The organism is Pandoraea pulmonicola (assembly GCF_000815105.2).
Lineage (GTDB): Bacteria > Pseudomonadota > Gammaproteobacteria > Burkholderiales > Burkholderiaceae > Pandoraea > Pandoraea pulmonicola.
This window is the reverse complement of the sequence record NZ_CP010310.2, coordinates 3,638,357-3,652,233: the sequence shown is the minus strand read 5'-3', so window position 1 is coordinate 3,652,233 and position 13,877 is coordinate 3,638,357. Positions and strand designations below refer to the sequence as shown.

1 protein-coding gene is annotated in these 13,877 nt (G+C 67.6%); it reads left to right on the top strand.

What is annotated here, in order from left to right:
• The first annotated feature begins 145 nt into the window (after positions 1 to 145).
• A complete protein-coding gene (locus tag RO07_RS15660) occupies positions 146 to 13,786 on the top strand; it encodes a filamentous haemagglutinin family protein (protein ID WP_072637071.1) in 13,641 nt (4,546 codons plus the stop codon).
• The last annotated feature ends 91 nt before the right edge of the window (positions 13,787 to 13,877 follow it).

Here is a 13,877-nt window from a genome sequence, read left to right as displayed (position 1 = left end):
GCCGATTCACCGCACGGGGGATGCCGGACCGCGGCTTCGGCACAGAATGAGGCGAGAGCTCCAGATGGTTACACGCGGACACACGGGCAGGATGGTTCAGTCACGACACTCGGCGCGGGGCGTGCCGCGCATGCGCATCTCGCCAATGACTCGCGCAGTGGCGCTGGTGCTCGCCACCGGGGGCTTCTGGAGCCAGGCCCACGCGCAGCAGGCGTTCAGCAACGCCTGGTTTGCCGCACGCGGCGCCGCGCAATCCACGGCGGCGCAAACGGGGCGTCTGCCCAACGGCATGCCCGTCGCGTCGCTGCAGAATCCCGGCGAGCAACAGCAGCGCGCCGCGCAGGCGCTGCAGAATTCCATCGCGAATCTCGCCACGGCCGCGCAAGGCATTGCGGCGATGCAGGCCGCGCAGACGGCGGCGCGCCAGGCCGCCGCCGCATCTCCCGAGACGATTCCCGATGGTCTCGCGCAAGGCGGCCTGAAGGTCGACACCAACAGCCTCACCGCGGGCTGGATCAATGCGAAGCAGGACATCGCGCAGCGTCGCGACGCGGCCGGCAATACCCACGTCAAGATCGAGCAGACCGGCGAGAAGGCCATCCTGAACTGGGAGACGTTCAACGTCGGCCGACGCACGACGGTGGAGTTCGCACAGCAGGCCGGTTGGGCCGTGCTCAACCGTGTGAACGATCCGCAGGCGCGCCCGAGCCAGATCCAGGGGCAGATCAAGGCCGACGGCACGGTCATGATCGTCAACCGCAACGGCATCCAGTTCACCGGCACCGCGCAGGTCGATACGCGCAACCTCGTGGCCGCCGCCGTCGGCATGACGAACGATCAGTTCAATCGCGGCATCTACGGCGCGGCGCTGGCCGGCGGCACGGTGCCGACGTTCGCCAACGATCTGAACGTCACCGGCTCGGGCTTCACCCATACGGGCGCGACGGGCAACGTGGTCGTGGACGCGGGCGCGCGCATCAACACGCGCCGCCCGCAGTCGGTCACCGAAGGCGGCGGCTACGTGCTGCTGCTCGGGCGCGAAGCGCACAACCACGGCATCATCGTCACGCCGTCGGGCCAGACGGTGATCGCCGGCGGCGATTCGTTCGTCATTCGCCGCGGCATGGGCACCGACGGCAATCCGAACTCGAGCACGCGCGGCAACGAAGTCGAGGCGAAGCTGCTTGTCGGATCGACGGCGGGCCGCGTGAGCAACGGCGGCCTGATCCAGGCCGAGCTCGGCGACATCACGCTGAACGGTCGCAATGTCGAGCAAAGCGGCGTGCTGGTGTCGAGCACGTCGGTCAATACGCGAGGCACGATCCACCTGACAGCCGGCGGCGATCCGAACGCGCTGGTGCGCGTCGCGCCGGGCGCGGTCAACGCCATCGTGCTCGATACGTCGGGCGGCACGGCGCTCGATGTGCAGCGCTCGGCGCTGCTGGCCGACACGGCCAAGGTCGCCGAGTCTGGGCTTTACAATCGCCGCGATCAATCGCTCGTGCAGGTCGTCTCATCGGGCGACGTGCTGTTCGACAGCGACACGCTCACGCTCGCCACGGGCGGGCAGATCAACGTGGCAGCCACGCGTCGCATGGTGGCGATGGAGCGCGCGAAGCTCGACGTGTCGGGCGCCGTCGGCGTGCAGGTGTCGATGGCGTCGAACAACCTCGAGATCAGCGTGCAGGGCAACGAGCAGCGCGACGCACCGATCAACCGCGATTCGGCCCTGCTCAACAATCAGACGCTCTTTGTCGATCGCCGCTATCTGGTGCGCGTGCCGGCGGGCACCCAGGGCTACTCGACCGATCGCTGGTACACCGCCGGCGGGCTGCTCGAAGTGAGCGGCTATCTCAACACCGCGCAGCACGGCATTGGCGAATGGGCGGCGCAGGGCGGCACGGTCCAGCTTGGCGGTGGCGAGGTGGTCACCCGCGCGGGTTCGCTCGTCAATCTGGCGGGCGGCACGCTCGACGTGCGGACCGGCATGATCAGGCAAAGCTGGCTGCGCGCCGATGACGGGCAGCTCTATCGCGCCGATAACGCGCCGGGCGATCTGCGCTACCGTGGCGTGTATCGCGGCTTCGAAGCGACGCACGCGCGTTGGGGCAAGAACACGACCGAGGCCTTTGCCACGCCGTTCATCGCGCCGGGACAGCGACTGGAGAATGGCTACACCGTGGGGCGCGACGCCGGGCGTTTGATCGTCTCGGGGCAGTCGGCCGTCCTCGAAGGCGACGTGGACACGACGGTCTATCAGGGCCCGCGTCAGATCCAGGCCGCCGACAGGGGCCTGTACGACGGCTACCTGCAATCGCAACTGGCCGCCGCACGTGCGGGGCAGTTGATCGTCGGCACGCTTACGCCTTACTACGACGACGCCACGCTCTCGTTGCGCGACAGCCCGAACGCCGTGGTGCGCTCGATCGACATCGGCAACGTACAGGCGCTGGCCGCCGCCATCGCGCTGGGCACGCCTCTGGATGCGGCGCGCGCCGGCAAGATCACCGTGGACGCCGGCTGGCTCAACCGGCAACATTTCGGCGGCGTGAAGCTGCTGGCCACCCAGGACGTGAACGTCACGGGCGATCTGCGGGTGGCGGACGGCGGCGATGTCGGTTTGCATGCCACTCGCGTGAGCATCGGCGCGAACGTGACGGCGCGCGGCGGTTCGATTGCCGCCGGCAATATGCTGCGTCGCGTGAATACGAACCAGGGCGACAACGCCTGGCAGGATCTGCCGGTGCTCGATATCGCACGGGGCGCGGGCGAGCAGTCCGTGAACCTGACCAACGGTGCGACGCTCGACGTGCGAGGATTGTGGCGCCGCGCCGACGATGGTGAGGCAGGCATTCGCGGCCTGCCGTATGTCGACGGGGGCACGGTCGTGCTATCGAGCACGGGCGATGTGGTCCTGTCGAAAGGCAGCGCGATCGACGCCTCGTCGGGCGCGGCCCTGCTCTCCAACGGCACGGTGCGCGGCGGCAAGGGCGGCAGCGTGTCGCTGCTCGCGAACCAGTACAACACGAGCGGCAAAGGCGTGGGCGCGTTGCACGTCGACGGCGACCTGCGCGCCTACGGCGTGAACGGCGGCGGTACGCTCAAGCTCGACACGGGCAACGGCGTGATCATCGGCGCGCCGGGACTCTCTCAGGACGGTTGGCTTGCCGCGGGCGCAACCTCGCCGGTGGCGCTCACATTGCTGCAGGATTACGTGATCAAGGCCGGCACCCTCATGTCGGCCGACTTCGTTCAGACCGTGACGACGGCGCGTGCCGGCGAGGTCATCAGGACGCAACCGCTTTTCAGCACCTCGGCGCCGGGCGAACTGTCGGCGCCGTGGACGGTGCCCGCGGGGGCGAACGGCACGAACTACCGGGTCTATGACCAGGCCGGCAACCCGTTCGACACGGGGGCGACCGTGCCGACCGGAAGCAAGATTGTCCGTTCCGAAGGGATGATTGCCGGCGGTTACGTCGTGCCCGTCGACGCGTTCCCCAACGGTCTCGCGATTGCGGCGTACGACATCGTTGCCAAGGCAGGGCAACCGTTGTCGGTCGACGTTCGCCTTGCCAAGGGCGCGACGATACCGGCGGGACTGTCGTTGGGCGACGCCGTGCGCGTCGCATCGCCGACGTCGCTGGGTGCCGGCCTCTTCTCCACGGGCTTCTCGCGTTACGACGTGAAGGGGCAGTTGGGCGCCGTGGTGGCCGATAACACACGACTCGACGTCACGATGCCGGTGCTCAATGTGGACCTGCAAGCTGCACGCGATGCGGTGAGCGGTACGGATCCGGCGCGCGTGCTGACCGTCTGGTTGCCGCCCGAGTGGCAAGGCGATCCGGTGAGGGGCACCGTGTCGCAGCGCGGCGGCGCCGATATTGCGCTGTCGGCGGGCTCCCCCTACCGGCGGGGAGATCTGAGCCTTGGAAGTGGGACACAGATCTCCGTGGACGCCGGCCGCAGCATCACGCTGGCCGGCAATCGTCAAATGACGCTTCTCGGCGGGCTGCGCGCCGCGTCGGGCACGATCAGCGTGCTCGCGGGCGAGTTCCTGACCGATGCCGCGAATCTGCCGGAAGGTCGGCTCACGCCGACGTCCATGTGGATCGGCGAGCACGCCGTGTTCGATGTGGCGGCGCGCCCGTTCGTGGCGCAGTCGGCGTCCGGCGCGCTCACGGGCAAGGTTGCGGGCGGCGGCACGATCGAGATCGGCGCCAAGTATGTGCCGGGCGCCACGAAGATGGTCGGCGCCGATGCCTTCGTGGTGGTGCGTCCGGGAGCGACGCTCGATGCCTCGGGCACGGCGGCCGATATCGATGTGCCGGGGCAGGGGCGTACGCATATCGCGAGCAACGGTGGTGTGATTTCCTTCGCCTCGGGGCGGGGCCTATATCTCGACGGCGACATGAGGGCGGCAGCGGGCGGCGCGGGGGCGGCGGGCGGCGTGCTGAACGTGGCGCTGGATACGCCGATCTACGGTCGCGTCGACCGTACTTCGCTCAAGGGGGCCAACGTCGACGATGCGGTGCGTGTGGCGCGCGAGATGATCCTGGCACAGACGCAGGGGCCGAGCGAACTGTCGGGCGCGTTGGCGCCGGGACGATTGGGCGAGGCCGGCAGCGGCGGGCTCGTGCTGGGGCGCGCGCGTATCGGCGTGGACCGGATCAAGGCCGGAGGCTTCGACAATCTCTCGCTGACGGCCAACGGCATGCTCGACTTCGAGGGGGACGTGACCCTGTCGATGGGCCAGAGCCTGCGCGTGGCCGCGAGTTCGTTGGGCCTGGCGAAGGGAGCGCCGGCAACGACGCGGGTCAGGCTGTCCGCCCCTTATGTACAGCTGGCCTCGGCCGGTGGTGGCCAGGACGACAACTTCATCCTCCCCAACCCGGTGAACGGTTCGAAGAACCCGGGGCAGGGGGCGGGCGTCCTCGGCGTTGCCGTGCGGGCGCCGGACACCCGATTCGAGGTCGACGCATCGCTCATCGATCTGACGGGCATTCTGCAGTTCGGCACCGCGGGCACCATCGAGACGAACAGCGGCACACCGGTCAAGGTGGAGCGTGCGGCGTTCGGCGATGTCGCGCTTCGCAGCACGGGCGACATGCGTCTGCTCGGTCGACAGGAACTCTACGTGCCCGGCGACCTCACGCTGGCGGCGGCGCAGATCTATCCGGGCGCGGCGGCGAGCGGCAAATTCGTGGTGGGGCAGTACATCTCGCCGAGTGGCTACACCCGGCTCGATCCGAACCGCGTACTTACCATCGAGCGCACGGGCGACGCGCTGCCCATGCAGCCGTACTCCCTGTTCGGCAGCCTCATGCTCGCGGCGCCCACGATTCGCCAGGGCGGCGTGGTGCGCGCGCCGATGGGGACGATCACGATCGGCGGCTTCATGGACGCCGAGTCCGTCGGCGTGCTCCATCTACTGCCGGGCAGCGTGACTTCGGTCAGTGCCAATGGGCTGGTGATGCCCTACGGCGGATCGCTTGACGGCCTGAGCTACATGTACGCGGGCAACGACGTGACGACCTCGTGGGCGGGCGGCGGGCCGTCGGTGATCGTCAACGCCCATTCGGTTGGCGTGGACAAGGGCGCTCTCATCGATCTGTCTGGCGGCGGCGAGATTCGTGGTGCAGCCTTCCTGGCCGGACGAGGCGGTTCCATCGATGCGCGCATGTCGCCGCTCATGCAAGTCGTGCAAGCAGGCGGCAAGGCGAGTTTCCGCTTGCCAAGCCTGTCGACCAACCCTGTCTACGCCATCATTCCGGGAGCGCAGCCAGCCTACGCGCCGGTGCTCGGGGAGGTGGGGGCCGGCACGCCGCTCCTCGGTCAGCAGATCACCATCGGCGCGGGCGTTCCCGGCCTGCCGCGGGGCACTTATACATTGCTGCCGTCGACGTTCGCGTTGCTGCCGGGCGCCTATCGTGTCGAGTTGCAGACGCAGGCGAGCGTCGACGCCGCACTCGGCCCGGTCGCGATGCGCAACGGCTCGCTGACGACACCGGTCACGCTGAGCGTGAGCAACACGGGTATTCGCAACGCGGCGCCCACGCAGGCCGTGCTCACCTCGGCCGACGTGCTGCGCACGTACTCGCAATACAACGAATTGAGCTACGCGGACTTCGCTCGCGCGAGGGCGTCGCGTGACGGCGTGCCGCGCTCGCTTATCGAAGCGGACGCCAAGCGCCTCGATTTGAAATTCCTGTCGGACAAAGATGTCGGCAAGGTCGGCAAGGACGGCGATGTGCCGGCATTGCGCTTCGAGGGCCGATTGGCGGGGGCCGCGGCAAAGGGCGGATATGGCAGCAGCCTGTCGATCGCGGCAGGCGGCAACCGACTGGAAATCCTCGGGCCGCTTGCCATGCCGACCGTGGGCGACACAAGTCTCGTGTCGCTCAACGCGGCCGATCTGAATGCCATCGGCGCCGATCGCATGGGGATTGGCGGTTTGCCGGAGGTCAGCGTCGACGCGAAGGGCTCCCTGATCGGCGGCCTCCAGGCCGGATTCCGGGGTTCGCTCGCCAATGTGGTGTTGCGCGGTGGCGCGATGCTCAAGGCAAGCGAAGTGTTCATCTCGACGTCGTCGCCCACGGGCGGTATTCGGATTGAACAAGGCAGCGGCATCAATACGCTCGGCTACGGCATGCCGATGTGGGACTCCTCCCTCGGCTATGTCTTCGTGCCCGGTATGAAGAGTGTGCTCGCCGTCTCCAATGGACGGATGGCCATGCTGGCGCCGACGGCGGGTGGGGCGTTGGAGGGGGCCGGCGCCATTGAACTCGGCGTATGCGCGCCGGGCGCCGCGTGCTCGGGCGAGACGCTGCTGCTCTCCGACGGCAGCATCGCGATCGCCACCGACAAGCGATTCACGATCACCGACGCCGTGCGCTACGGTACGCGCCAGTTGTCGCTTGCCGTTGGCCGGGTGAACGCCGGCAACCAGGCGTCGCTCGACGCCCTGGCGGCCGCGGGGCGTCTCGCCGACGGGCTGACGCTCAACCAGTCGGTGCTCAGTCGTCTGATGCGTGGCGACACGACCTACGGCGCGCCCGCGCTCGAGAGTCTGTCGCTCATCGCGCGCGATTCGATCAACTTCTTCGATTCGGTCGAACTGTCGACCATCGACGCGGCGACCGGCAAGTCGAGCATCGATACGCTCGTCCTCGGCTCGCCCGCGATCTTCGGCTACGGCGCGAGCGACGCGCTGGCGCGCATCCGTACCGATCGCCTCGTGTGGACGGGCTCGAAATACATGGCGGGGAGCGTCGCGGCAGGCGGGGCGGGCACTGGCAGCGGGCAGTTTGTCGTCGACGCGAAGGAGATCGTGTTCGGCTACGGGCCGGGCACGCAACCGGATGGCAGTCATGACATGAATCGTCTGGCGCTGGGCTTCTCCACCGTGAAGTTCAACGCCAGCGAGCGCGTGAGCGCCAACCGCAAGGGCAGTCTGTCCGTCTATCGATCGCAGGACGGTTGGAACGCGCAGAAGCAGGATTACGACTACAGCGGCGGCGATATCGTCATCGACACGCCGTTGCTCACGGGCGCGGCCGGCTCCGTGAGCCGCTATGCGGCGGGCGGCAACCTCGTCGTGAACAACGCCGGCGCGCATGCGAAGCCGGTGTTGAGCAATGCCGATCTCACGGGCGCGCTCGGCGCTGATGTCAGCCTGAAGGCTGGCGGCGCCGCAAGCGTCGATACCAGCGTCGTGCTGCCGAGCGGACGACTGAGCGTGGCGGCGCAGGGCAATGTTGCGCTCGGCGAGAACGCGCAACTGGATCTGGCCGGCCGCAAGCTCGTGTTCTTCGACGTGAGCAAGTACAGCTGGGGCGGCGACGTCATCCTCTCGAGCGCCAACGGCAATGTGCGTCAGGCGGGAGGGTCGCGTATCGACCTGTCGGCGGTGGAGAATCGTGCAGGCAAGTTCTCCGTGGCAGCGCTGGGCGCCTCGGGCGGCAACGTCACGCTGCTGGGCAAGCTGCTTGGCAGCGCCAGCGGCAAGTACGATGCGGGCGGCACGCTCGTGCCGTTCGCGGCAGGCGGTTTCGACTTGCGTGCGCAACGCGTCGACGATTTCGCCGGCCTCAACGCCCGCTTGACCGAGGGTGGCGTCTTCGGCAGTCGCAGCTTCCAGATCAAACAGGGCGACCTCGTTGTCGGCGACGAGCTCAAGGCGCGCGAGATCGCGCTGTCGGTGGATGGCGGACGTCTGGACGTGCAGGGTCGCGTGGATGCCAGCGGCGACCAGACGGGTTCCATTCGGCTGTCGGCGCGCGATGGCGTACTCGTGGGCGGCAACGCCGTGCTCGATGCGCACGGTAAGGTGGCGCGCCGGGACAGCTACGGGCAGATCATCGAAGCAGCGAACCGTGCCGTCATCGAGATCAACGGCAACGAGGGGCGCGTGGTGCTGGCCGACGGGGCGCGTCTGGATGTGCGTGGCGGCACGAACGACACAAGCGGCGTGCCGCTCAACGTCGGCACGGTGGAGATCAGCGCGAAGCGCCTTGGCGGTGCGATGGGCAACGACATTGCCATCGACGCGGGTGGGAATGTCGTGATCCAGGGGGCTCGCGCCATCAACGTCAATGGCATGCACCGCGATCCGAATGCCCCGATGGGTACGGATGCGGCAGTCGATGGACGGCCGTATCAGGTCGTCAATCAAGCCTATCTCGATACGCTGCATACGCAGAACGAGACGTTCATGACGAATGCGCTCGCGAACGGCGCGCTGCTTGCGCGACTCGCCGGCCTGCGTCGCCATGCGGATGCGTTCCACCTGCGGCCGGGCGTCGAGATCGTCAGCAGGACGCCGGACGGCGACATCCACCTCGACGGCGATATCGACATGTCGCGCTATCGCTATGCGAGTCTCAATCCGCATACGCAGAAGACCGGCGTGTACGGCAGCGGGGAAGCCGGTGCGTTGACGATTCGCGCCGGCGGCAACCTGAATGTGTTCGGTAGCCTGAGCGACGGATTCGACACCACCAGACTCACGCCGGGCTCCGACAACAAGGGGTGGGTGCTCACGAGCGGCGTGGCCGGTTGGGGCGGCGACGCCGTCGTGCCGGTCGGTGGACTCGTCACACTGGCGAGCGGCACGGCGTTCCCGGCGGAACGCAACCTCAATTACGACGTGCCGGTGCAGGCGACGACGCTGCCGGCCGGGCTGCGTCTGCCGGCGCGCGTGTCACTTGCGGGCGACCTCACGTTGCCGGCCGGCACCGTGCTTGGCGGCGCGGTGCGCGACGCTTCGGGCAACGTCGTCCATGCCGCGGGCGCGGTGTTGCCGTCGGCCGTCACGCTGCGCAGCGGGACACAGCTCGATGTGGGCGTCATCCTCCCGTCCTCCGCGCGGGTTGCCGCGATGACGTGGCCTGCAGGCGCGGTCATGCCGGTGAGCCTGGTGCTTGCGAGCAACGTTGCGTTGCGCAAAGGCGCGATCATTCCGGCCGAGACGGATGTGAAGTTGCCGGGCGCCGCGAAGATGATCAACCTGCGCCCGGCGGATGCCGACGGTGTGCAGGGCAGCGTGCTGGCGCTCGCGCCGATGCTGGCCCCGGGATCGGCGTCGTGGTCGCTGCGGCTCGTCGCTGGTGCGGACACGGCGGCGGCCGACCCGCGCGCACTGCGTCCGGATGGGACCCATGGTCATCTGGTGCTCTCGGATACGCACTACGGGATGGGCGAGGAACGCTTCAGGATTCCGGGTACCGGTTCGTTGGGCGTGATTCAATGGGGGAACGATGCGGAGATGTACGGCGGTATTCCGGGAGAGATACTGACGCCACAGGAAATCCAGGATTGGTATCTACTCGTCGATTCGGACATCGATCAGTACAACGATGGTTTCGACGTATTCCGTATCGTGTCACCGGGCGAGCCACCGAAGTACGCGATCAACGTGTTGCCGGTGCGTGAAACCCTATTCAGCGTGCTGCGCACCGGCACCGGCGATCTCGACGTGCTCGCGGCGGGTAACTTCACGATGAATTCGCCGTTCGGTGTTTACACGGCGGGTACGCAATCGCGCGACGTGACGGGCGCCTACAACCTTGCTCGCGGCAAGGTGAAGGGCGCCAGCGTGCTCGGCCCGGACGGTGGAACGTTCGAAAAGTATGTCGACGGCGGTGCAAGCAGTCTCTATTCCGCCTGGTATCCGGAGCATGGCGGCAACCTGTTCGTGCGCGCCGGTGGCGAAATCCGTGGCGACATTGTCGCGGAAGGCACGGGCCACCGGCGTCCGACGAGCTTTGGCGCACCGCGCGATGCCGCCGACATGTCGAACGTGGGCAACTGGCTTTGGCGTCAGGGGTCCGGCTCGGCGATCGCGGACGGGGGCGTGCCGGGCGCCTGGTGGATCAACTTCGGTTCGTACACTGCGGGCCCGACGGAAGGCTACAACGCCTTCTCGACCCTGCCCTATCTGGTCGGCTTCACCGGGTTGGGGACGCTCGGGGGCGGCAACGTCGTGGTCGAGGCCGGCGGCAATGCCGGGATGCTCGAGTCCCGCATGGGGCTGGGCAATTCCGAGGCGACCAAGGTCTTCGCTCGCAGCCAGGGCATCAACGTCGCGGTGGCCAGCACCGGACGCGTGTCGGCGGATGGATCGCAAATCGTACTGACCGGTGGCGGTGATCTTGACATCCGGATTGGCGGCGGACTCAATCCCGTGCGTGAGGTGCGTGGCCTGGCGCCGACCAACAACGTCATCGACGAATCGACGTCGTGGCGCAACGCGAGTCTTTCGCTCTATGGCGCCTTCACGAACCTGCGCGGTGCGACGCGAATCGCGGCAGGTGCGCTGGGTGGCGTGGACGGTGGCGTCGGAGGGGCGGATCTGCGCGAATCGCGTGCCACCAGCCCGTTCGGGATCGGGCCCGGCGAGGCAACGGGTGGTCCGACGCTCGTGCTCGGCGATTCGACCGCGCGCGTCGAAACACGCGGCGATCTGGTCATTGGCGGGTACGGCGACGCCACACGCACGAAGCTGCGCACCAACGGTACACCGTTCTCGGTCGGCGGCGTGGACTACAGTGGCGAGGGGTTCAGCTGGTTCACGCTGTGGACGCCGTCGACGGCAATCGATCTCATCAGCGCAGGCGGCAACGTGGCGCCGCTCACGGCCATCACCAATGCCTCGCGATTGGGCGCGAACTACTCGCAGACGGACGGTCGCTTCGTGCTGCCTGCCACGCTGCGCGTGTCGGCGGCGGCCGGCAACATCCTCAACGGCGCGTCGTCCACCAGCATCTTCAGGACCGACGGCGCGCTGGGAATTGCCGATACGCCGATGTTGCTCGCGCCCGAGCCGGTCAACTCGCTGCTCAAGGTGGCGGGCGATGGTGGCGCACTCGAGATGCTGGCCGGGCAGTCGATATTGGGCGCCGGTTTCCAGATGAGCCGCTCGGCGGCGGATCCGACCGCATTGCCAACTCCGCAGTCTCCCGCGTTTGCGGGGGGCACGGTGAATATTCCGGGGAATCGTTCTTACCTGACGAATGTGCGCAGGGATGCACTTTCACCGGATCTCTTCTACTACTACGGTCCTTCGGGGGCGAACGTCTTTCCGATGTTCAGTCTGACGCCCGCGACCGTTTCGGGCTACGACTTCGGTCATGTGTCGCCGGCGCGTTTCTATGCGACGACGGGGGACATCGTCGGATTGCAAACCGGCGCGATCAACTACCGCGCATCGCTGGCGCCCCAGACCGGACGGGTGCCGACGTGGTACGAGGGCAATGGCGCCGTGGCGATTCGCGCCGGACGCGATATCGTGGGAGCCGGGACGCCGCTCGGCACCTATCTCGCGTCCAACGAGGACTTCGCCGGGTGGAGTCTGTTGCCGGATCCGTTCGATCCGGTCAATAAACCGGGCAGGCCGCAACGATGGACTGGCGTGGTGTCGCAGGGCAACCTGATCGTTCACAACAACGTCGACGACGTTTCCGTGGTCTCGGCGGGGCGCGACGTTCGATACAGCACGTTCTACGTCGTGGGGCCGGGCGCCCTCGAGGTGGCGGCAGGCCGCGACGTGTTCATGGGCGACAGGGCGGAGTTGCGCAGTCTCGGCGCGGTCGTCAACGTCAAGCCCGGCGACCGGAGCAACGGCGCCGCGATCGCGGTGGCGGCGGGCGTTGGTACGAAGGGGCTCGATGGCGTCGACTTCAAGGCGTTCGCGGCTCGTTATCTCGACGCCGCCAATCTGGCCGACGCCGGGCGGCCGTTCGCCGACCAGCCGGGCAAGGCCGTGGTCGTCTATGGCGGTGAGCTCACGCTCCCGGGCTGGCTGAAGCAGGAGTTCGGCTACACCGGTGACGCCGCGGGCGCGGATGCGTTCCTTGCGAGCAAGCAGGCGGAACTCAATGCCGCGAACCTGGCGGTCGGCAGCTCGGGTGGGGTGGGCGGGGCGGCGAAGCGCGACTTGCGCAACGAGTACGCGCAGCAGAGCCAGCTGTATCTCGTGAACTGGCTGACGACGCGCTACGGCGGCCGCAACAGTGCCGGATTGCATTTCGATGCAGCGACGACGGATGCACGCAAGTTCTTCGACGCGCTGCCGTCGGAGCAACAGCGTGTGTACCTGCGCGACGTGTACTTCGCCGAATTGCGTGCGTCAGGGCGTGAGTACAACGATGCCGGCGGGCCGCGTGCCGGCAGCTATCTGCGCGGACGTGAGGCCATTGCCACGTTGTTCCCGACGCACGATGAGACCGGTGCGGCTCGTTCGTACGATGGCAGCGTCACGATGTATAGCAGCGCGATGTACTTCCTCGAGAACATCGATCGCGTGGCGACGGCGCGCCCGCAGCCGGGCGTGAAGTATCTGACGAAGGAGCAATGGATTGCGCGCGGCAGTCCGCCGCGTGACGTGCCTCACTACGAAGTTCAGGACGCGGGTATTCACACCGACTTCGGCGGCGGTATCAGCATTCTCACGCCGGGAGGTCGAACGCTCGTGGGGGTGGACGGCGGGTTTGTGCCTGGCGAGGGTTCCGGGGTGCTGACGCAGGGGCGTGGCAACGTCGATCTGTACTCGCATGACAGCATCCTGTTGGGGCAGAGCCGCATCTTTACGACATTCGGCGGCAATGTGCTGGCGTGGTCGGCGCAGGGCGACATCAACGCGGGGCGGGGTTCGAAGTCGACGGTAGTCTATACACCGCAGCGTCGCGTGTATGACGATCTGGGCCTCGTGTCGCTCTCGCCGAGCACGCCGAACACCGGTGCGGGTATCGCGACGCTCAATCCGATTGCGGAGATTCCGCCGGGCGACATCGACCTGATCGCACCGCTTGGCACGATCGACGCCGGCGAGGCGGGGATTCGCGTGTCGGGCAACGTCAACATTGCGGCATTGCGCGTGGTGAACGCCGACAACATTCAGGTGCAGGGCAAGGCGGTGGGCATTCCGACCATCGCGGCGGTGAACGTGGGGGCGTTGACGAATGCGAGCGCTACCGCGGCGCAGGCCGCGGCGGCTGCACAGGACGCGGTGTCCCGCGACCGGGCGAATCAGCGGGCAGGGCAGTCGTCCATCTTCACGATCCGGATGCTCGGCACGTCGGCGGACAACGGTCACGGCGCGGTCGAAGGCAAACCGTCGGCCTCCGCCGAAGAGGCTGCCCGCTACGGCTCGCGCTATCGCTACGACACGTCGAGCCCGGTCCAGATTCTCGGCATGGGCGGCAGCGTCGATCCGAAACTGTGGAGCAGTTTGAGCGAAGCGGAGCGTAAGCGGATGCAGGTGCCGATGGCGGTGGGGCAAAGTCATTGAGCCTCGATCGGAGGCCGATGTAAAAATGGCGCCGCGAACTCATCGTTCGCGGCGCCATTTTCGCCTTGCGGCGCCACGGCGCAAACCACAC

Coding starts and splice junctions, on each gene's coding strand:
- RO07_RS15660 (WP_072637071.1), top strand. CDS start 146: ATGACTCGCGCAGTGGCGCTGGTGCTCGCCACCGGGGGCTTCTGGAGC.